This window comes from Comamonas sediminis, from assembly GCF_041107495.1.
In the GTDB taxonomy this organism is placed as follows: domain Bacteria; phylum Pseudomonadota; class Gammaproteobacteria; order Burkholderiales; family Burkholderiaceae_C; genus Comamonas; species Comamonas sediminis.
In genome coordinates this window covers 721994-742521 of sequence record NZ_JBGBDC010000002.1, presented here as the reverse complement: position 1 = coordinate 742521, position 20528 = coordinate 721994, and the positions used below count along the sequence as shown (strand labels likewise).

The window sequence follows — 20528 nt, the reverse complement described above, 5'->3', positions numbered from 1 at the left end:
GATGGCCACCGCCAAGAACACCGCTGCGGCTGAGGCTGTCTCCGCCGCCCCCGCTCCTCTGGCACCTTGGATCGCCCAGCAGCGCGACCTGCTGCTGGCCCAGCGCGGCCATGCCTGGTTGCTGCAAGGCCCCTCGGGTCTGGGCCAGTTTTCGCTTGCAATGGCCATGGTACGTGCCTGGCTCTGCGATGCGCCGACGCCGCAAGGGGCCTGCGGCCACTGCGCCAGCTGCCATGCCATTGATGTGCATGCCCATACCGACCTGTGTGTGCTGATGCCCGAGACCGAGATGCTGGCGCTGGGCTGGCCGTTGCCAGAAAAGGCCCAGGCGGACATTGACGACAAGAAGCGCAAGCCCAGCCAGGAAATCCGGGTGGATGCCATGCGCGATGCGGTGGAATTCACCCAGCGCACCTCCGGCCGGGGCAAGGGCAAGGCGGTCCTGGTGTACCCGGCAGAAAAGATGAATGCCGTCACCGCCAACGCGCTGCTCAAAACCTTGGAAGAGCCGCCAGGCGATGCCCGCTTTGTGCTGGCGACCGAGGCTGCGCACCAGCTGCTGCCGACGATACGCAGCCGCTGTCTGGCGCACACCATGCAGTGGCCTGATACGGCGTCGGCGCGCAATTGGCTGGTCGCGCAGGATGTGCCGGCCGACCAGGTCGATGCGCTGCTGCAGGCTGCGGGTGGCCGCCCTGATGATGCACTGGCACAGATGGAGGCCGGCCGCTCGCCCCAGGTCTGGAAGAAGCTGCCCAAGGACCTGGCCAATGGCCAGCCCGGCGCGCTGTCCAGCCTGTCCGCGCCCGAGGTGGTCGATGCCCTGCAAAAGCTCTGCCATGATTTGCTGATGCTGCGTGTGGGGGCTACGCCACGGTTTTTTGAGGCGGCTGATCTTCCGGCCCCCCCGACACTGGCCGTATTGGCGCGCTGGAGCAAGGCGTTGACGCAGTCGATGCGCACGGCGTCACACCCTTTCAACCAGGGGCTGATGCTGGAGGCGCTGGTGGCGCAGGCGGCCAGCGTGCTGCAGTCCCGCCGCTGAGCGGGGCCCGCCAGCGGTGTAACAGCGCCGCTTTCTGTCCGCTCTTTGCGCTGGCATAGGGGATGAGCTTGCAAAATTTGGTTATCCTTGCAATCTATGAACAGTCCCACTCCCGCAACAGGCACAGCCAGCGCGCGCCCCAGTGTGCTGCAACTGGCCATCAAGGAAAAAGCCGCGCTGTACGCCGCCTACATCCCCTTGTTCAAGGAAGGCGGCATCTTCGTACCGACGCCCAAGGACTATGCGCTGGGCGATGATGTCTACCTGTTGCTGACCTTGCCGCAGGACCCGCAGCGCTACCCCATTGCCGGCAAGGTCGGCTGGGTGACCCCGGCAGGCGCCAGCGGCAACCGCACCCAGGGCATCGGGGTACGCTTTCCCAAGGACCCCAAAACCGACGAATTGCGTTACAAGATTGAACAGATCTTGGGCACCGCCTTGCAGGCCGACCGCGCGACGCAGACGATCTAAGCACGCAGCTTCGACCCTGTCCCACCCGCATTTCTTAGCCGGGATGACAGGGTTTTACGGTGGCAGGCACCGGCCACGGGGCCGGAGCGCGGACAATGGCAGCAGTTGTTTGTATTTGGACTGCGGCGCTCCGTTCGTCTGCAGCGTTGACGATTGATGTTCACCGACTCCCACTGCCACCTCAATTTTCCCGAGCTCGCCCAGGACCTGCCGGCCATCCGTGCCAAGATGGACGAGGCCCGGGTGACCCGCGCGCTGTGCATCAGCTGCACGATGGAAGAGTTTCCCGACGTGCATGCGCTGGCGATGCGCTATGACAACTTCTGGTGCAGCGTGGGCGTGCACCCGGATACCGAAGGGCTGACCGAGCCCAGCGTGCAGGACCTGGTCGAGCGCGCCGCGCTGCCCCGGGTGGTGGCGATTGGCGAGACCGGCCTGGATTACTACGGCATGGAAGACCGCAAGGGTGGCCGCACGATTGCCGATCTGGAATGGCAGCGTGAGCGCTTTCGCACCCATATCCGTGCGGCCCAGCAGGTGCGCAAGCCTTTGGTGATCCACACCCGCAGCGCTTCGGACGACACCTTGCGCCTGCTGCGTGAAGAGGGCGAAACCGGTGGCGCTGATGCTGCAGGGGGCGTGTTCCACTGCTTCACCGAGAGCATGGAGGTGGCCCGCGCAGCGCTGGATCTGGGCTTCTATATCTCGTTCTCCGGCATCATCACCTTCAAGAAGGCCCAGGATCTGCGCGATGTCGCGGCCTTTGTGCCCGAGGACCGCCTGCTGATCGAGACCGACAGCCCTTATCTGGCCCCGGTTCCGTTTCGCGGCAAGACCAATATCCCTGCCTACGTGCCCCATGTGGCCGCGCAGATTGCCGAGGTGCGCGGCATCAGCGTGGAAGCGGTGGCCGAGGCCACCAACCGCAATTTCGACCGATTGTTCAGCGGAGTGCTGTCATGAAGCCCAAGTCTCGTTCCCTGTCTCCGCTGCGTGCGGCCTGTGCCGCAGCCTTGTCGCTCGCCTGCGCGGTCGCGCAAGCGGGCTCCTACGACGATTTCTTCACCCGCATCATCCGCGACGATGCCAAGGGTATCGAGGCGCTGGTGCAGCGCGGCTTTGACCCCAACACCGTGAGCGAGAAGGGCGAGACGGGGCTGACCCAGGCGTTCAAGCTCGATTCCTACCGCGCAGCCAAGGGCATGATTGCGCTGCCGGCAACCAACGTGAACCTGGCCAATGCCAAGGGCGAAACACCGCTGATGATGGCCGCCATCAAGGGCCAGGTCGATCTGGCCAAGGCCTTGATTGCCCGGGGTGCCGATGTGAACCGCGAGGGCTGGACGCCGCTGCACTATGCCGTATCGGCTCCCAGTGAAGACGGCTCCGACCTGCAGATGGTGGCGCTGCTGCTGGAGCACCATGCCTATATCGATGCCGCATCACCCAATGGCACCACGCCGTTGATGATGGCGGCGCAGTATGGCACGCGCAGCGCCGTGCAACTGCTGATCAAGGAGGGGGCCGACCCCAAGCTGAAAAACCAGCAAGGTCTGACCGCCAGCGACTTTGCCACCCGTGCCGACCGCTCGGAAGTGGTGACCTGGCTGACCCAGGCCGGCGCCGCTGCACCAGGCTCGGGTGCGCGCGCAGGCGCAGCAGCGGCGGGCAGCCAGGCCGCGCCCCAGCTGCAGCCTGGCGGCTATGTGCCGCAAAAGCCCGCGTTCCCGCAGGAAGGCCGGCGGAAGATCCAGAGCAACTGGTAAGGGGGCGGGCGGCGCGCCCGCGCTGCTCCCGCTGCCTCCGCTGCGTTTGCACCCGCTGTTGGCAGGGGCTTGACATTCACACCATGGCAATCTTTAAAGTGGCTGCCATGGATAGAAAGACAACCGCCATGACTGCCCCCACCATCTCCTCTGCTACCCCACTGCTGCAACTGCCGATCGAGGGCATGACCTGCGCCTCCTGCGTCGGCCGTGTCGAGCGTGCGCTCCAGGCCGTACCTGGCGTGCTGAGCGCCCATGTCAACCTGGCCACCGAGCAGGCCAGCCTGCAACTGGGCGACCAGGCCCCCGCCGCCCAACTGCTGGAACAGGCCGTGGCAGCGGTGCACAAAGCGGGCTACAAGGTGCCTGCGCATGCGCTGGAGCTGGAGATCGAGGGCATGACCTGCGCCTCTTGCGTAGGCCGGGTCGAGCGGGCGTTGAAGGCTGTGCCTGGCGTGCAGACCGCAGCTGTGAACCTGGCCACCGAGCGCGCGATGGTGCAGCTGACGGCGGGCGTGCAGGCCGAGCAACTGCTGGCCGCCGTGGCCAAGGCCGGCTATACCGCCCGCAGCCTGCCGCAGGTGGCAGACGCTGGCGCGGCAGCCGATGCCCATGATGCGCAAACCCAGCGCCAGCAGCAGGCACAGCAAGGCCTGTGGCGTGATCTGTGGATCGCAGCCCTGCTGGCTGCGCCGGTATTTGTGTTGGAAATGGGCGGCCATGTGCTGCCGGGCTTCCACCACTGGGTGAGCCAATGGCTGCCGCAGCAGAGCAACTGGCTGCTGCAATGGGTGCTGACCAGCCTGGTGCTGGCAGGGCCGGGCCGCCGCTTTTACCGCCTGGGGCTGCCCGCGCTCGTGCGTGCGGCGCCGGATATGAATTCGCTGGTGGCAGTGGGCACCTTGTCGGCCTATCTGTATTCGCTGGTGGCCACCTTTGCGCCTGGCGTCCTGCCTGCGGGCACTGTGCATGTCTATTTCGAGGCGGCAGCGGTGATCGTGGTGCTGATTCTGCTGGGCCGATGGATGGAGGCGCGCGCCAAAGGCAACACCTCGGCGGCGATCAAGCGCCTGGTGCAACTGCAAGCCAAGACGGCCTGGGTGCTGCGTGATGGCGATTGGCAGTCGCTGGCCATTGACGCGGTGCAGCCCGGGGACACGGTGCAGGTGCGCCCTGGCGAGCGCGTTCCGATCGATGGCCGGGTGACCGGGGGCGAGAGCTATGTCGATGAATCGATGATCAGCGGCGAGCCCGTGCCGGTGCACAAGACCCATGGCGCCCAGGTGGTGGGCGGCACCATTAACCAAAAGGGCGCGTTGACGCTGGAGGCCACCGAGGTGGGGGGCAACACCGTGCTGGCGCAGATCATCCGCATGGTTGAGCAGGCCCAGGGCGGCAAGCTGCCGATCCAGGCGGTGGTGGACAAGGTGACCATGTGGTTTGTGCCTGCGGTGATGGCTGCTGCCTTGCTGACCTTCGTGCTCTGGCTGCTGCTGGGCCCATCGCCCGCGCTGAGCCTGGCCCTCGTCAATGCGGTGGCGGTGCTGATCATTGCCTGCCCTTGCGCAATGGGCCTGGCCACCCCTACCTCGATCATGGTGGCCACCGGCCGCGCCGCCCAGCTGGGCGTGCTGTTCCGCAAGGGCGAGGCGCTGCAGCTGCTGAAGGACGCCCAGGTGGTGGCCGTGGACAAGACTGGCACCCTGACCGAAGGCCGGCCTGCGCTGACCGACCTGGTGCTGGCCCCCGGCTTTGAACGTGCTGCCGTGCTGGCGGCGGTGGCAGCCGTCGAGAGCCAGTCCGAGCACCCGATTGCCCAGGCCATTGTGCAGGCCGCCCAGGCCGAGGGCCTGCAGATACCGCCGCTGTCCGGCTTTGAATCGGTGACCGGTTTTGGCGTGCGTGCCCACGTAGGTAGCGCGCGGGTGGAGGTGGGCGCAGACCGCATGATGCGGCAACTGGGTGCCGATGTGGCGGTGTTTGCGGACGAGGCGGCCCGCCTGGGCGCCGAAGGCAAGACGCCGCTCTATGCCGCCATCGATGGCCAGCTGGCGGCCATGATCGCCGTGGCCGATCCGATCAAGCCCACGACACGCGCCGCCATTGAGGGTCTGCATGCGATGGGGTTGAAGGTGGCGATGATCACCGGCGACAACCGCCGCACCGGCGAAGCGATTGCCCAGCAGTTGGGCATTGACGAGGTGGTGGCCGAGGTGCTGCCCGATGGCAAGGTCGAGGCCGTCAAGCGCCTGAGGGCCGCCCATGGTGCGCTGGCCTATGTGGGCGATGGCATCAACGATGCGCCCGCACTGGCCGAGGCCGATGTCGGCATTGCCGTGGGCTCGGGCACCGATATCGCCATCGAGTCGGCCGATGTGGTGCTGATGGGCGGCGACCTGCGCGGCGTCGTGACCGCCATCGGGCTGTCGCGCGCCGCCATGCGCAATATCCAACAGAACCTGTTCTGGGCCTTTGCCTACAACGTGGCGCTGATCCCGGTGGCTGCAGGCCTGCTCTACCCCATCAATGGGACCCTGCTGTCGCCGGTGTTCGCGGCGGGGGCGATGGCGCTGTCGAGCGTGTTTGTGCTGGCCAATGCCTTGCGGCTGCGCCGTTTTAGCGTCTAGACAAGGCTGCTAGACATGAAAAAGCCCCGCAGGCACCAAGCCTGCAGGGCTTTTGTTCAAGCGGAAGGGCTTAAACCTGGTCGGCCGACAGGCCTGCCGTCTGGCTGAAGCCTCCGTCCACATAGGTGATCTCGGCAGTCACGCCCGAGGCCAGATCGCTCAGCAGGAAGGCAGCGACATTGCCCACGTCTTCGATGGTCACATTGCGGCGCAGCGGGGATGCATCAGCCACGCGGCCCAGCAGCTTGCCGAAGTCCTTGATGCCCGAGGCGGCCAGGGTCTTGATCGGGCCGGCGGAGATGCCGTTGGCGCGGATCGCGCGGCCGTCTTCGGTGCGGCCCACGGCCTCGGCCAGGTAGCGCACGGAGGCTTCCAGCGATGCCTTGGCCAGGCCCATGGTGTTGTAGTTGGGGATGGAGCGCAGGGCGCCCAGGTAGGACAGGGTCAGCAGGGACGACTTGTCGTTCAGGTAGGGCAGGGCGGCCTTGGCCAGCGCGGGGAAGCTGTAGGCACTGATGTCATGCGCAATGCGGAAGCCTTCGCGCGACAGGCCATCCAGGAAGTTGCCGGCAATCGCTTCGCGCGGTGCAAAGCCGATGGAATGCACAAAGCCGTCGAACTTGCCCCAGGTGGCGGCCAGGTCGGCAAACATCTTCTCGATCTGGGCGTCATCGGCCACATCGCAGTCGAACACCAGCTTGGAGTCAAACTCGGCAGCGAATTCGCTGATACGGTCCTTGAAGCGTTCACCCACGTAGCTGAAAGCCAGCTCGGCGCCTTGCTGGTGGCAGGCCTTGGCGATGCCGTAGGCGATGGAGCGGTTGGACAGCACGCCCGTGATCAGCAGTTTCTTGCCGGTCAGAAATCCCATTGTTCTTCTCCTGATGAGTTCCAGGCCATGAGGAATGGCCAAAAAAGACTTGGCACCGGGGCAGAGCGTTTCTCGGGGGTAAACGCTTGCACAGGTGGCCAGCTAGGGCAGAATTGTCGCATGCGATTCTGCCTTCCGCTGATTTTGTGTGCTGCTGCGGCAGCACCCGCCTGGGCCAACCATGCCTATGCCCTGTGGGGCGAGCCGCGCTACGGGGCGGATTTCAAGCATTTTGCCTATGCCAACCCCGATGCGCCCAAGGGCGGTGAGCTGCGGCTGGTCAGTGCGCTGCGCTACTCCACCTTTGACAAGTACAACCCCTTCACGATCAAAGGCTCGCCCCCGGCCTACCTGGCCGAGATGCTGTTTGACAGCCTGCTGATCGCCAGCCTGGACGAGACCACGACCGGCTACGGTTTGCTGGCCGAGGACATCGATGTGGCGGCCGATGGCCTATCCGCCACGTTCAAGATGCGCAAGGCGGCACGCTTTCAGAATGGCAAATCGGTGCTGGCGCAGGATGTGAAGCACAGCTATGAGGCGCTGATCAGCCAGTACGCCGCGCCCGGCTACAAGACCTTGCTGGCCGATGTGGAAGGCTGCGATGTCATTGACGACCGCACGGTGCGTTTTCGCTTCAAGAAACCCAACCGCGATCTGCCGCTGACGGTGGGCAGCCTGCCGGTCTTCAGCCGCGACTGGGGCCTGGGCGCTGATGGCAAGCCCAAGCGCTTTGACCAGATCGTGACCGATGTGCCGATCGGCAGCGGCCCCTACAAGATCGGCCCGGTGGTGTATGGCCGTGACATCACCTATGTGCGCGACCCCGGCTACTGGGCCAAGGACCTGCCGGTGCGCCTGGGCAGCGCCAATTTTGACCGGATCACGATCAAGATCTACAAGGACAACACTGCCAAGCTGGAGGCGCTCAAGGCCGGCGAGTTCGATGCGATGCGTTTTTTCAGCGCCGGCGACTGGGCGCGGCGCCTGTATGGCAAGCGCTTTGACCGGGGCGAGCTGCGCAAGGGGGACTTTGCCAACAAGCTGCCGTCCGGTTTCCAGAGCTATTTTCTGAACCTGCGCCGCCCGGTGCTGCAGGATGTGCGGGTGCGCGAGGCGCTGGGCCTGGCCTTTGACTACGAGTGGATGCAGCGCCAACTGTTCTACGGCGCCTACGAGCGCGTGCATGGCCTGTTTGGCAATACCGTGTGCGAAACCCATGGCAGCCCGAGCGATGCGGAATTGGCCCTGCTCAAGCCCTTTGAAAAAGACCTGCCCGCCGGCACCTTGGGCCCCCTGCAAGACCCACCCCGCACCGACCAGGGCAGCAGTCTGCGCGACAACCTGCGCAAGGCCCAGGCGCTGTTGGCCGATGCCGGCTGGAAGGTGGACGCCAACGGCGTGCTGCGCAATGCCAAGGGCGAGGCGCTGGAGCTGGAGTTTCTGGACAGCAACGAAGGCGGCATACGCACCGTGTCCACCTGGATGCGCAACCTGGAGAAGCTGGGCATCAAGCTGAGGCTGCGGGTGGCCGATTACGCGCTCTACCAGCAGCGGGTCGACAAGTTCGACTACGACCTCATATCGGTCAACATCCCGGGCACCAATATCCCCGGCCAAGAATACGCCGAGCTGTTTGGCAGCGCGGCGGCAGACCAGGAAAGCTCGGGCAATTTCATTGGCTTGAAGAGCCCGGCCGTCGACGCGATGATTGCCAAGATGGCCAGCGCCAAGAGCGAGCAGGAACTGCTGCCGGCCTGCCATGCGCTGGAGCGCATCATTGTGGCGGGCCACTACCTGATCCCGCAGTGGTATGCCGCAAGCCACCGGGTGGTGTATGACGCCTGGCGCCTGGTGGAGCCGCCCCAGGTGCCCGCCTATGTGCCGGGCGAGACCTGGCTGATGTACTACTGGTGGGCGCGCATGCCGCCGATCACCGCTGACACGGCCAAGCCATGACCCGGTCTGACGCAGGGCCCAGCCGTTATATGATCCTTCTCACCGCCCCAGCGCGCCTGCCGCGCTGCCCAGGCCTTTTCTGCCACAGTGCCACGGCGCTTGCCCGCCCTTGCTGACATTGGAGCCCGCACCGCATGTTTGCCTACATCCTCAAACGTTTGCTGCTGATGATTCCCACCTTGTTCGGGGTCTTGCTGCTGACGTTTGTGGTGATCCAGTTTGTGCCGGGCGGCCCGGTCGAGCAGTACCTGGCGGAGGCCAAGGCCGGCAACCGGGGGGCCGAAGGTGCGAGCATGGGCTACCGGGGAGCGCAGGGCATTGACCCCAAGCGGCTCGAAGAGATCAAGGCCTTGTACGGCTTTGACAAGCCGCCCGTCGAGCGCTTTGTGCAGATGCTGGGCCAGTTCGCGCGCTTTGATCTGGGCAACAGCTTTTTCCAGAACAAGAGCGTCTGGCAACTGATCAAGGACAAGCTGCCGGTCTCCATCAGCCTGGGGCTGTGGACCTTTTTCATCAGCTACCTGATTGCGGTGCCGCTGGGCATTGCCAAGGCGGTGCGCGCGGGCAGCCGTTTCGACATGGTCACCACGCTGATCGTGCTGGTGGGCTATGCGATACCCGGCTTTGTGCTGGGCGTGGCGCTGCTGGTGATCTTTGGCGGGCAACTGCAGTGGTTTCCGCTGCGAGGCCTCACCTCATCGGGCTGGGAAGAGATGGGCTGGGCCGCCAGGCTGGTGGACTATCTCTGGCACATCACCTTGCCGGTGACCGCCATGGTGGCTGGCAGCTTTGCGGTGACGGCCATGCTCACGAAGAACGCCTTTCTTGAAGAAATCCGCAAGCAGTATGTGATCACCGCCAAGGCCAAGGGCCTGAGCGAGCGCCAGGTGCTGTGGCGCCATGTGTTCCGCAATGCCTTGCTGCCCATTGTCACCGGCTTTCCGGCGGCCTTCATCGGGGCTTTCTTCACCGGTTCGCTGTTGATCGAAACCTTGTTCTCGCTCGATGGTCTGGGCCTGCTCAGCTACGAGAGCGTGCTGCGGCGCGACTACCCGGTGGTGCTGGGCACCCTGTACCTGTTTACCTTGATCGGTCTGCTCACCAAGCTGGTGAGCGACCTGTGCTATGTCTGGGTGGATCCGCGTGTCAAGTTTGACTGAGGCGCGCATGCCCGCATTGGCCCACCCGACAGCAGCGGGATACTGTGGTGCTTCAGTGCTTGCGCCGCAGGTACAGGCGCCGCAGCAGCACGGCCACCACCACGATGTTGAGCAGCAGCACCACCGCCCCTTGCCAGTGGCGGTGCGCCAGCAGGTGCTGTATTTCCAAGGGAATGTACAGCCCCGAGGACAGCGCGCCCAGCCATTCGCCCCAGGCCTTGTCATGCCACAGGCCCCAGGCCTCCAGCCAGCGCAGCGCGATATAGGCCGTGCCCAGCAGCACCAGCGTATGGATGGAGGTGGCATTGATCTTGTCCACCCAGCTGATCAGCACGGCCGGGTAGCGGGCGTTGGGCGAGAGGCCGAAGTGCCCGATCAGCTCCAGCGCCAGGCGGTGCAGATCGTGGTGCAGCAGGCTCAGCAGCCCCAACAGGCCCAGCAGCGCGGCAAGGCCTTTGAGCGCTTCAAAAATGGCAATGCTTTTGAGCGCGGTGCGCAAGGCTGGGGGGCTGGTGCTGGCTGGCATGGCGCAGAGCATGGCCGATGGCGTGCCGTTTGGCTGTCGGCCAACAGCGACAACGCGGCTGCCAGTGCCATCGCCGCCACAGTTGTTACCGTCGCCCCCCAAGGCCCCAGGCCCCCCTATTCAGTGACAGGAGGGGGACGGTGCCCACACCGCCTCTGCAGACCATGACGATGACCGAGCCTGTTTCCCCACTCCCGCCGGGCCGCTCGCCCGCTGCCCGCGCCTGGCGCCGTTTCAAGTCCAACAAGCTGGGCTTTTACAGCCTGCTGCTGTTTGTGGTGCTGGTGGTGCTCAGCCTGTTTGCCGAGCTGATCAGCAACGACAAGCCGCTCGTCGTGCGCTACGAGGGGCAGACCTATTTTCCGCTCGCCAAGGACTACCCCGAGACCACGTTTGGCGGCGATTTCCACACCGCCACCGACTACCTGGACCCCTTCATCCAGCAGCAACTGGGCAAGGATGGCAACTGGGCGCTCTTTCCGCTCAACCGTTATGGCCCCAACACCATCAACTACTTTGCCAAGTCACCCACGCCGTCGGCACCATCGGCGGACAACTGGCTGGGCACCGATGACCGGGGGCGTGACCTGCTGGCCCAGCTGATCTACGGCTTTCGGGTCAGCGTGCTGTTTGGCCTGGCGCTGACGGCAGTGGGCACGGTGATCGGCGTGCTGACAGGTGCCATACAGGGCTTTTTCGGCGGCAAGGTGGACCTGATGTTCCAGCGCTTTACCGAGATATGGGGCGCCATGCCGGTGCTGTACCTGCTGATCATCTTCAGTGCCGTGCTGGCCCCCAGCGCTGCGCTGCTGCTGGTGCTGCTGGCCTTGTTCGGCTGGATGGCGCTGTCGGACTATGTGCGGGTGGAGTTTCTGCGCAACCGCCAGATGGACTATGTGAAATCGGCGCGGGCGCTGGGCGTTCCCAGCTGGAAAATCATGTGGCGCCACATTCTGCCTAACAGCATGACGCCGGTGGTCACGTTCCTGCCGTTCCAGATGAGCGCCTCGATTCTGACCTTGACCTCGCTGGATTTCCTGGGCCTGGGTGTGCCGCCCGGCACGCCGAGTCTGGGCGAGTTGCTGAGCCAGGGCAAGAACAGCATCGACGCCTGGTGGATATCGCTGGCCACCTTTGCGGTGCTGGTCGGCACCCTGCTGCTGCTGACCTTTATGGGTGATGCGCTGCGGGATGCGCTGGACCCGCGCAAGCAGCTCAATGCGCCCCGTGCGGGCGCAGCGCCGGTGGCAGTGCCGGCCCAGCCAGCCGCACCAGCTGGCGCAGATGCCAAGGAGGCCCGCCATGCTTGAGCCAACACAAGCCCCGGTGGCGGTGCCCGCGCCGCTGTTGCAGGTCAACCACCTCCATGTGGGCTTTGGCGGCCAGGATGTGGTCAAGGACCTGAGTTTTTGCATCCAGGCTGGCGAGAAGCTGGCGCTGGTTGGAGAGTCCGGCTCGGGCAAGACGATCACAGCGCTGTCGCTGCTGCGCCTGGTGGGTGAGGCCCAGCTGCGCGGCGAAGCGCTGATGGGCGGGCGCAATCTGCTGCAGATCTCCGAGCGCGAGATTCAAGCGGTGCGGGGCGACGAGATTGCGGTGATCTTTCAGGAACCGATGACGGCGCTGAACCCGCTGATGACCATGGGCGCGCAGATTGCCGAGGTGCTGCAGCTCAAGCAGGGGCTGGGCGACAAGGCGGCCTGGGAGCAGGCCGTGCAGCTGCTGGCCACCACCGGCATTGCCGAGCCGCAGCGCCGCGCCGGCAGCTATCCGCACCAGCTCAGCGGTGGCCAGCGCCAGCGCGCGATGATTGCGATGGCGCTGGCCTGCCGGCCCAAGCTGCTGATCGCCGATGAACCCACCACCGCGCTGGATGTGAGCCTGCGCGGCCAGATCCTGGAGCTGCTGGGTGACTTGCAACGCCAGACCGGCATGGCCGTGCTGATGATCACCCATGACCTGCCGCTGGTGCGCCATTTCGCCGACCGGGTGGCCGTGATGGAGAAGGGCCGGTTGGTCGAGCAGGGCGCCGTGGCCGAGGTGTTTGCCGCGCCCCAGCATGCCTATACCCAAAAGCTGCTGGCCAGCACGCCCCAGCGCCAGGTCGTGGCGCGCCAGCCCGAGGCGCCAGCGGTGCTGCAGGCACGTGACCTGCATGTGGCCTATGCGACGCCGCTGCCGGGCTTTGCCGGCTGGTTCCGCAAGGGCCGGTTTGAGGCGGTGCGCGGCGCCAGTCTTCGCCTGGCCCGGGGACAGACCCTGGGCGTGATTGGCGAATCGGGCTCGGGCAAATCCACCCTGGCCCAGGCGATCCTGGGTCTGCTGCCCAGCGAGGGTGAGCTGCGCATTGGCGAACAGGCCTGGCAGTTGCCGGCGCAGCGCAACAGTGCCGCCAACCAGCAACTGCGCCGCCAGGTGCAGGTGGTGTTCCAGGACCCGTTCTCGTCGTTGTCGCCACGCATGACGGTGCAGGAGATTGTGGGCGAAGGCCTGCAACTGGCGCAGCCCCACCTGGCCGCTGCCGAGCTGCAGCAGCAGGTGCGGGCGCTGTTGCAGGAGGTGGGCATGACCGAGGCCCAGTTCCCGGGCCTGCTCGACCGCTATCCGCATGAGTTCTCGGGTGGCCAGCGCCAGCGCCTGGCTATTGCCCGTGCGCTGATCGTAGACCCTGACATTCTGGTGCTGGACGAGCCTACCAGCGCGCTGGATGTCACCATCCAGCAGCAGGTGCTGGCCTTGCTGCAGCGCCTGCAGCGTGAACGCGGTCTGAGCTACGTGCTGATCACGCACGATGTGGCGGTGATCCGCGCCATGGCGCATGAGGTGCTGGTGATGAAGGATGGCGAAGTGGTCGAGAGCGGCGACGTCATGCAGGTGCTGGACGCACCCCGCCAGCCCTACACACAGCGGCTGATGGCGGCCAGCCTGGAGCTGGGCTGAACCGGCCCGAACGACACAGATTGACGTATCTGCAGGCGGCTCAGAGCGCCTGTGGTATTCCTTGGAAATCCATGACAGAACTACTGCAAGTGACCGGTTTGGGCAAGCGCTTTGGCGGCGTGCAGGCCGTGGCGGACGTGGGCTTTACGCTGCGCCGCGGCGAGGTGCTGGCGCTGATAGGCCCCAATGGCGCAGGCAAGACGACCACCTTCAACATGCTAGGCGGGCAGCTGGTGCCCGATGCCGGCAGCATGCTGCTCAACGGCACCGCCCTGGGGGGCAAGCGGCCCCGTGAGATATGGCGCCTCGGAGTAGGGCGCACCTTCCAGATTGCCGAGACCTTCGCCTCACTGACGGTGGCCGAGAATGTGCAGATGGCCTTGCTGTCTGCTGCGGGCCGCACTTTTGGCCTGTGGCAGAAGGCTGCCGGCTTTCAGCGTGACGAGGCACTGGCGTTGCTGGCGCTGGTGGGCATGCAGGACCAGGCCGACCGCGCCTGCAATGCGCTGGCCTATGGCGATGTGAAGCGGGTGGAGCTGGCGCTGGCGATGGCCCACAAGCCGGTGCTGCTGCTGATGGACGAGCCCACGGCCGGCATGGCGCAGGCCGAACGCCTGCAGCTGATGGCGCTGACCCGGCAACTGGCCCGCGAGCGCGACATGGCCGTGCTGTTTACCGAGCACAGCATGGATGTCGTCTTTGCCTATGCCGACCGCATCATTGTGCTGGCGCGGGGCCGGCTGATTGCCGAGGGACAACCTGAGGACGTGCGGCGCAACCCCGAGGTCCAGGCGGTGTACCTGGGCAAGGGCAGCACTTACGACAGTGACGGCATGCGCCAGGAGCCCGCCTTATGAACACGCAGACCCCCGATGCAACGGCTGAATTGCTGCTGCAGGTGAGCCAGCTCAACGCCTGGTACGGCGAGGCGCATATCCTGTTTGATGTGGGCCTGGAAGTGCGGCGTGGCGAGGTCGTGGCCCTGATGGGCCGCAATGGTGCGGGCAAGTCCACCACGCTCAAGGCCATCATGGGCCTGGTGGAGCGGCGCAAGGGCAGCGTACAGTTCATGGGCCAGAACATTGCGCAGGCCGACTCTTGGCGTATAGCGCGCCTCGGGCTAGGCTATGTGCCCGAAGAGCGCCGCATCTTCAGCGGTCTGACGGTGCTGGAAAACCTGGAGGTGGGCCGCCAGCCTGCCCGCCGCTGGGCCGATGGCAGCCAGGCCAGTGCGTGGACGGTAGACGACTTGCTGGCGTTCTTTCCCAATCTGGCAGCCATGCCGCAGCGGCCAGGAGGGCAGATGAGTGGCGGCGAGCAGCAGATGCTCACCGTTGCCCGCACGCTCATGGGCAATCCCTACATGGTGCTGCTCGACGAGCCCTCCGAGGGCGTGGCGCCTGTCATCGTCGAGCAGATGGCGCAGATGATCCTGCAGCTCAAGCAGCGCGGCGTGAGCATTCTGCTGTGTGAGCAAAACCTGCACTTTGCACGTCTGGTGAGCGACCGCGCCTATGTGCTGGAGAAAGGGACGATCCAGTTTGCCGGCAGCATGCAGGCGCTGATCGATGAGGAGCGTGCTGGCGCCAAGCGGATCGGCGTCTGAAACGCCATCTGGCAAAGCAAAGCCTGCACGGCACATGCAGGCTTGGGGGCCGCTGCAGCGATTGAAGGGGGCTGCGGCCTGGAGCCGTTAACACGACCGAGCAAACCGAAGGTTTGCGATTGAAGTTGGGCGCCCCCGACAACGCGTCAAGTCACAGGCAGTGCAGCAGTACGAACAGGCTTGGTGCGGCCGGCGAGGCAACGACGTATCAAGGCTTGTGTTGGCGGCGCTTACCAGTGGCCCGTGGGATTGACGCCGTCCTGCATCACCCAATGGATGCGTGAGGTCTCCACGCCCATCAGTGCGGCCTGGTGCACCAGCATGTCGGTTGTCTTGCCGTCGAGCACGGGCTTGCGCGAGAGCAGCTTGAAGGAGTCGGTGGTGTCGCCCATCAGCATGGCCCAGCGGTACTCGGGATCGATCGCGACCACATGGTAGCCCTCGTGGAAGGGTCCCATGAACGAGGCTTTCATCGCGCCAAAGTGGGGCGCGCCGACAAAGCGGGCAATGCCATGGCCTTCCACCCAGCGGTGGGTGCCTGCATGAAAGCCCCGGGTGGTGATGCCCAGGCTGCCGTCGCTCAGCAGTTCGTATTCGACGCGTGAACGTGTCAGCGGCTTGCCCAGACCGCGTTCGATGCGGGCGATCTCATACCAGTCGCCGACAAAGCGCTCAACATCAAAGTCGGCCACCGGCTCAATCAGGTCGACCGGCACGACTTTGCGGGAGCGCTTGCTGGTCCACCAGTAAACGGCCAACGCTGCGACGCCCGCTGCTACGGGGAGCCAGAGGGAGCGCTGCTGCGGTCGTTGTTGATGATCGAGCTCGTGCATAAGCAAATATTCCTTGTTTTGTTTTATGAATCCTAACCAGATGGCCGTAATTTACAAGCTGGTAGAGCGGGCCAAATGTAAGCAAAGCGCCTGATTTGCGGGCTCCGCTTGCGGCGTGCATGCCTAATTTCGCACCCAGCCATCGGAATTAGCAGGTATTTTTATCTGCTCGCCTGGCATCTGTGGCCTAATGTCGGTTTTGTTTATCGCGAGGTCCCAGGATGGGCAACAAAATCGTTACGGAAGCTGACCGCAAGTTCACCCCCCAACCGGCCCTGCCTAACGGCAAGAGCCTGCCTACCGCTGGCCGTGGCCAACAGGTCAGCCGTGCCCGTGGCACCGCTACCCGTTCCAAGAAGAACCCAGGCAAGCGTACGCACAAGGGCGGTTGATACCGCATACCGGTTTTGCCCCGTCCGCATGCCGCGCTTGCCACGATCAGGCGCGGCATGCGGATGGTGCCTTTTCGGTAAGAAAGAGCCCGCTTTGGCGGGCTTTTTTGCGTCTGTGCAAAGGGGCTTCAGCGCTGCAGGCGGCGGCGCAATTCCAGCACCTCTTCCATCAGGTCGACAGTCAATGCGGCCAATTGCGGGTCGGCGTCATAGGTGTGCTCCAGCATCGCAACGCGGCGCGCGCGAACGATGCAGGTGGCGGCAAAGCGCCAGCTGGTGACCGCATCGGGGTTGCGCGTGCCCGTGCTGGGCGTCAGCACGCCATCGACGACACGGGCCTGCACCCAGTCCAGATTGCGTTGGCAGGCCTGCGCCAGGCTGGCGGCATCCAGGCTGTCGTCGTCGATGATCTGCACGGTGGTGGTGTGTACGGTGGTGGTGTGGGGCATGGTTACGCTCCTTGGCGAGGCTGGAACTGGGGAAAGGCCTGGGCAAAGGCGGTATAGGCGGCGCGTTCCTCCTCGGTGGTTGCTGGCGGGATGTGCAGCTGCAGCTCCAGGTACAGGTCGCCAGGTGTGGCAGCGGGCAGGCCCTTGCCCTTGATGCGCAGCTTGCGCCCGGCCGACCAGCCCGCCGGAATGCGCACCTCCAGCGTGCCTGCGGGGGTGTGCACCTCGGCGCTACCGCCCAGTGCCGCTTCCCAGGGGCTGACGGCCATCGGCATATAGACATCCTTGCCTTCGGCGCGCCAGCGCTTGTCAGCGCGAAAGTGCACTTCCAGCAGCAGATCGCCCGCCGGGCCGCCCTGGTACCCGGGTCCGCCCTGACCGGCCAGACGAATCATCTGCCCTTCACGCACGCCGGCGGGGATCTTGACCTGCAGCTGGCGTTCCTGGTTGCGCACCTCGCCCTCGCCGGTGATCTCCTGGCTGTGCAGGGTCAGCATGCGCTCGCTGCCGCGGTAGCTGTCCGTCAGGTCCAGCTCGATGCTGGCATGCTGGTCTTCGCCCCGCATGGCGGCACGCGGCCCGCCCGCAGCGCCGCCGCGTTGCCCCCGTGCAGCGTCGCCAAACATCTGGCGAAAGAAATCGCTGTAATCCGCATCCCCGCCCATGCTTTGGCGGCGAAACTGGAAATCACCGCTGTCAAAGCCCTCGGCACCCCGGAAGGGGTTGCCCGCGCCGGACGCAAAACCGCGCGGAGCGTCGAGCATCGCGTCGTACTCAGCGCGCTTTTCCGCATCCGACAGCACGGCATTGGCCTCGTTGACTGCGGCCATGCGCTGCTGGGCGTCTTTTTCCTTGCTCAGGTCCGGGTGGTATTTGCGCGCCAGCTTGCGAAATGCCTTTTTGATCTCGTCTGCGCTGGCCTTTTTATCCACGCCCAGAACCTCGTAGTAGTTTTTGGAATCCATGCCTGCTCCCGAAGATGTGGCAGTTTGCCGTTGTACCGGCAACTGCCCATTGGTCAATCACTTTCTAGAACTTAGTTGCTTTTGACGCTGATGCAAGTCAGAGAAGCGCGTATTCACAAAGACGTTGGGCCCGTCGGATACCGCAATGGTGGTAAAAATACGCCTTTTGCGGGATGGGCTTGGTATGACCGACGCTGCGAATGCGCGCTGGCTGGTGGTGTGTTTATGCGCGCAGTGGTGTGGTACCTGCAGCCAGTACCAGCCGGTGTTCGATGCGCTGGCCAAGGCGTGGCCCGGCATGGACTTTGTCTGGCTCGACGTGGAGGACGAGGAAGAGGCCTTGGGCGAGTTGGACATCACCACGTTTCCCACCGTCCTGCTGGGCCGGGGCTCCGACGCGCTGTTTCTGGGCCCGGTCCTGCCCCAGGCCGGTGTGCTCCAGCGCATGCTCGAGCGCTTTTCGCAGGGCGATGCGCCCGCATTGCCCGGCGGCGATGAGGCCCACGCGCTGCTGCACCGAACCCTGGCCATTGTGCAGGCCCGCAGCGCGCAGGCTTGATCGCCACTGCGCCTAAAAGCCACCCTGCCTCATTGCATCGATACTGGTTTGCCCCTATAATTGATGTCTACACGACCAACTGGGCGGTGCCAACCGCCCATTTTTTTTGGTCGCATGTTTTTCAGCTCGATGCTGCGGAATGTGTAACATTCCGTGGTTCTCGGGTTTTTTGTATTTGCGGGATAAATAGCACACGTGAGCTTGCAAGAAACCACCCTACAAACGGTGAGCGGCCTGGGCTACGACTTGGTGGAGATCGAACGCTCTGCCAGCGGCCTTTTGCGCATCACCATCGACCTGCCTTGGAGTGCGGATGACGTCCGCCCGGAAGGCGTGCCAGAACAGTTTGTCACGGTGGAGGATTGCGAGAAAGTCACCCGCCAGCTGCAGTTTGCGCTGGAAGTCGATGGCGTGGAGTACAAGCGCCTCGAAGTGTCCTCGCCCGGTATCGACCGCCCATTGCGCCATGAGCAGGATTTCATCCGCTTCACCGGCGCGGTGGTGGACCTGACGCTGAAGGAGTCCATCGGTGCCGCTGCCGAAGGCACGACCATCAGCGCCAATCGCAAGAAGTTTCGCGGCACGCTCGAGCGTACCGAGGCCGGTGGCTGGCAGATCGTCTGGAGCGATGCGCCACCCGTCAAGCCTGGTGCCCGCGTGAGCAAGAAGCGCCCGCCCGCACCGCTGCAAAGCCTGGGCTTTACGCTCGATGAATTGCGTGAAGCGCGTCTGGCCCCCATCGTGAGCTTCAAGGGCAGGGCGGCGGCAGAGGCCGCCGACGATACCCAGGCCTGATTGGCCCCGCACATGGTGGCGCTGCTGATGCTGCCTTCTGGTTAAAGATTGAAATAGGAGAGTCGTCGCATGAATCGCGAATTGTTGATGCTGGTGGATGCCATCGCGCGCGAAAAGAACGTAGAGCGCGATGTGGTGTTTGGCGCCGTGGAATCTGCCCTGGCCCAGGCCACGAAAAAGCTGTATCCCGGCGAAGTGGATGTGCGTGTGGCTATCGATCTCGATACCGGCGATTACGACACTTTCCGCCGCTGGCTGGTGGTGCCCGATGATGCGGGCCTGCAAAACCCAGACGCCGAAGAAATGCTGATGGACGCGGTCGACCGCAAGGAAGATGTGCAGGTCGGCGATTACATCGAAGAGCAGATCGAATCCGTGCCTATCGGCCGTATCGGTGCGATGGCGGCCAAGCAGGTCATTTTGCAAAAGATCCGTGATGCCGAGCGCGAAATGCTGCTCAACGACTTCATGGCGCGCGGCGACAAGATCTTCAACGGCACCGTCAAGCGCATGGACAAGGGCGACATCATCGTCGAGTCCGGCCGCGTCGAAGGCCGCCTGAAGCGCGGTGAAATGATTCCGAAGGAAAATCTGCGCAATGGTGACCGTGTCCGCGCCATGATCATGGACGTGGACCTGACCCTGCGCGGCGCGCCGATCCTGCTGTCGCGCTCTGCGCCCGAGTTCATGGTCGAGCTGTTCCGCAACGAAGTGCCCGAAATCGAGCAAGGCCTGCTGGAGATCAAGAGCTGCGCCCGTGACCCGGGCAGCCGCGCCAAGATTGCCGTGCTGAGCCACGACAAGCGCATTGACCCGATCGGCACCTGCGTGGGTGTACGCGGCAGCCGCGTGAACGTGGTGACCAATGAGCTCGCCGGCGAGCGCGTGGACATCGTGCTGTGGTCCGAGGATCCCGCCCAGTTCGTCATCGGTGCACTGGCTCCGGCCAATGTGTCCTCGATCGTCGTGGACGAAGAAAAGCACGCCATGGATGTGGTGGTGGACGAGGAAAACCTCGCGATCGCCATCGGCCGTGGCGGTCAGAATGTGCGTCTTGCCTCCGATCTGACGGGGTGGAAGATCAACATCATGGACGCGGCCGAGTCGGCCCAGAAGCAGGAAGAGGAAACCAGCACTTCCCGCAAGCTGTTCATGGAAAAGCTGGATGTGGATGAGGAAATCGCTGACATCCTGATCGAAGAAGGTTTCTCCAGCCTGGAAGAAGTGGCCTATGTGCCACTGCAGGAAATGCTGGAAATCGAGAGCTTCGATGAAGAGACCGTCAATGAGCTGCGCACCCGTGCCAAGGATGCGCTGCTGACGATGGAAATTGTCCACGAAGAGAGTGTTGCCCGTGTTTCCCAAGAGTTGCGTGATCTGGAAGGGATGACGCCTGAGTTGGTAGCCCAGCTGGAAGCTGGTGGAATCCACACGCGTGACGACCTGGCCGATTTGGCCATTGATGAATTGACCGAGCTGACCGGACAGTCTGCCGATGACGCAAAAGCCTTGATCATGAAGGCCCGCGAACATTGGTTTGATGGACAGGAATAAGGTCAGGAGG

General features: G+C 64.3%; 20 protein-coding genes. 15 read left to right on the top strand and 5 right to left on the bottom strand.

Annotated features, from left to right (window positions below; translation table 11 throughout):
- The first annotated feature begins 1 nt into the window (after position 1).
- The 5 genes from AB7A72_RS07600 to AB7A72_RS07580 all read left to right on the top strand — a co-directional run bounded on the left by AB7A72_RS07600 (position 2) and on the right by AB7A72_RS07580 (position 5909).
- Entirely contained in the window at positions 2-1045 is a 1044-nt protein-coding gene (locus tag AB7A72_RS07600; protein WP_312462666.1) for a DNA polymerase III subunit delta', read from the top strand.
- A gap of 96 nt (positions 1046-1141) precedes the next feature.
- The gene (locus AB7A72_RS07595; protein WP_239811695.1) at positions 1142-1516 is read left to right on the top strand and encodes a PilZ domain-containing protein; all 375 of its coding nucleotides are present in this window, start codon (positions 1142-1144) and stop codon (positions 1514-1516) included.
- Positions 1517-1672: 156 nt separating this feature from the next.
- Positions 1673-2479, top strand: coding sequence for a TatD family hydrolase (locus AB7A72_RS07590; RefSeq protein ID WP_239811696.1), 807 nt, complete (start codon positions 1673-1675; stop codon positions 2477-2479).
- Positions 2476-3282, top strand: coding sequence for an ankyrin repeat domain-containing protein (locus AB7A72_RS07585; protein WP_369459511.1), 807 nt, complete (start codon positions 2476-2478; stop codon positions 3280-3282). Before AB7A72_RS07590 ends, AB7A72_RS07585 begins: the two co-directional genes overlap by 4 nt.
- A 128-nt stretch (positions 3283-3410) precedes the next feature.
- Positions 3411-5909, top strand: a complete 2499-nt coding sequence (locus tag AB7A72_RS07580; RefSeq protein ID WP_369459509.1) for a heavy metal translocating P-type ATPase — start codon at positions 3411-3413, stop codon at positions 5907-5909.
- Positions 5910-5979: 70 nt separating this feature from the next.
- On the opposite strand, the gene fabI is transcribed toward AB7A72_RS07580, so the two are convergent.
- The gene (gene fabI, locus AB7A72_RS07575) at positions 5980-6780 is read right to left on the bottom strand and encodes an enoyl-ACP reductase FabI (RefSeq protein ID WP_021027875.1); all 801 of its coding nucleotides are present in this window, start codon (positions 6778-6780) and stop codon (positions 5980-5982) included.
- Between the two features lie 120 nt (positions 6781-6900).
- Between fabI and AB7A72_RS07570 the strand changes: the two genes are divergently transcribed.
- Both AB7A72_RS07570 and AB7A72_RS07565 read left to right on the top strand, forming a co-directional pair.
- The gene (locus tag AB7A72_RS07570) at positions 6901-8739 is read left to right on the top strand and encodes an extracellular solute-binding protein (RefSeq protein ID WP_369459508.1); all 1839 of its coding nucleotides are present in this window, start codon (positions 6901-6903) and stop codon (positions 8737-8739) included.
- Positions 8740-8873: 134 nt separating this feature from the next.
- A complete protein-coding gene (locus AB7A72_RS07565; RefSeq protein ID WP_369459507.1) occupies positions 8874-9899 on the top strand; it encodes a microcin C ABC transporter permease YejB in 1026 nt (341 codons plus the stop codon).
- A 52-nt stretch (positions 9900-9951) separates the two neighbouring features.
- Here the strand turns inward: AB7A72_RS07565 and AB7A72_RS07560 are convergent, their stop codons facing one another.
- The gene (locus tag AB7A72_RS07560) at positions 9952-10425 is read right to left on the bottom strand and encodes a DUF2127 domain-containing protein (protein WP_369459506.1); all 474 of its coding nucleotides are present in this window, start codon (positions 10423-10425) and stop codon (positions 9952-9954) included.
- 164 nt (positions 10426-10589) lie between these two features.
- Between AB7A72_RS07560 and AB7A72_RS07555 the strand changes: the two genes are divergently transcribed.
- The 4 genes from AB7A72_RS07555 to AB7A72_RS07540 all read left to right on the top strand — a co-directional run bounded on the left by AB7A72_RS07555 (position 10590) and on the right by AB7A72_RS07540 (position 14971).
- Positions 10590-11735 (top strand): ABC transporter permease, encoded by a 1146-nt coding sequence (locus AB7A72_RS07555; protein WP_369459530.1) that lies wholly within the window; start codon positions 10590-10592, stop codon positions 11733-11735.
- Complete coding sequence (locus AB7A72_RS07550) at positions 11728-13365, top strand: ABC transporter ATP-binding protein (RefSeq protein WP_312462367.1); 1638 nt, start codon at positions 11728-11730, stop codon at positions 13363-13365. Before AB7A72_RS07555 ends, AB7A72_RS07550 begins: the two co-directional genes overlap by 8 nt.
- Before the next feature lie 71 nt (positions 13366-13436).
- Positions 13437-14222 (top strand): ABC transporter ATP-binding protein, encoded by a 786-nt coding sequence (locus AB7A72_RS07545; RefSeq protein WP_312408844.1) that lies wholly within the window; start codon positions 13437-13439, stop codon positions 14220-14222.
- Complete coding sequence (locus tag AB7A72_RS07540) at positions 14219-14971, top strand: ABC transporter ATP-binding protein (RefSeq protein WP_312462364.1); 753 nt, start codon at positions 14219-14221, stop codon at positions 14969-14971. Before AB7A72_RS07545 ends, AB7A72_RS07540 begins: the two co-directional genes overlap by 4 nt.
- Before the next feature lie 230 nt (positions 14972-15201).
- Here the strand turns inward: AB7A72_RS07540 and AB7A72_RS07535 are convergent, their stop codons facing one another.
- Positions 15202-15804 (bottom strand): lipocalin family protein, encoded by a 603-nt coding sequence (locus AB7A72_RS07535; protein WP_239811706.1) that lies wholly within the window; start codon positions 15802-15804, stop codon positions 15202-15204.
- Between the two features lie 221 nt (positions 15805-16025).
- Between AB7A72_RS07535 and AB7A72_RS07530 the strand changes: the two genes are divergently transcribed.
- Positions 16026-16196: a hypothetical protein gene (locus tag AB7A72_RS07530; RefSeq protein WP_239811707.1), complete on the top strand. Its 171-nt coding sequence runs from the start codon at positions 16026-16028 to the stop codon at positions 16194-16196.
- Positions 16197-16324: 128 nt separating this feature from the next.
- On the opposite strand, the gene AB7A72_RS07525 is transcribed toward AB7A72_RS07530, so the two are convergent.
- Together AB7A72_RS07525 and AB7A72_RS07520 are read right to left on the bottom strand one after the other, a co-directional pair.
- A complete protein-coding gene (locus tag AB7A72_RS07525) occupies positions 16325-16645 on the bottom strand; it encodes a MerR family transcriptional regulator (RefSeq protein WP_239811708.1) in 321 nt (106 codons plus the stop codon).
- Between the two features lie 2 nt (positions 16646-16647).
- Positions 16648-17610, bottom strand: a complete 963-nt coding sequence (locus tag AB7A72_RS07520) for a DnaJ C-terminal domain-containing protein (protein ID WP_369459504.1) — start codon at positions 17608-17610, stop codon at positions 16648-16650.
- 184 nt (positions 17611-17794) lie between these two features.
- On the opposite strand from AB7A72_RS07520, the gene AB7A72_RS07515 reads away from it, so the two are divergent.
- From AB7A72_RS07515 to nusA, 3 genes are all read left to right on the top strand, one after another.
- Positions 17795-18169 (top strand): thioredoxin family protein, encoded by a 375-nt coding sequence (locus tag AB7A72_RS07515; protein WP_239811709.1) that lies wholly within the window; start codon positions 17795-17797, stop codon positions 18167-18169.
- A gap of 195 nt (positions 18170-18364) precedes the next feature.
- Positions 18365-18964, top strand: coding sequence for a ribosome maturation factor RimP (gene rimP / locus AB7A72_RS07510; protein WP_239811710.1), 600 nt, complete (start codon positions 18365-18367; stop codon positions 18962-18964).
- Between the two features lie 69 nt (positions 18965-19033).
- Positions 19034-20518, top strand: coding sequence for a transcription termination factor NusA (nusA, locus tag AB7A72_RS07505; protein WP_230776252.1), 1485 nt, complete (start codon positions 19034-19036; stop codon positions 20516-20518).
- The last annotated feature ends 10 nt before the right edge of the window (positions 20519-20528 follow it).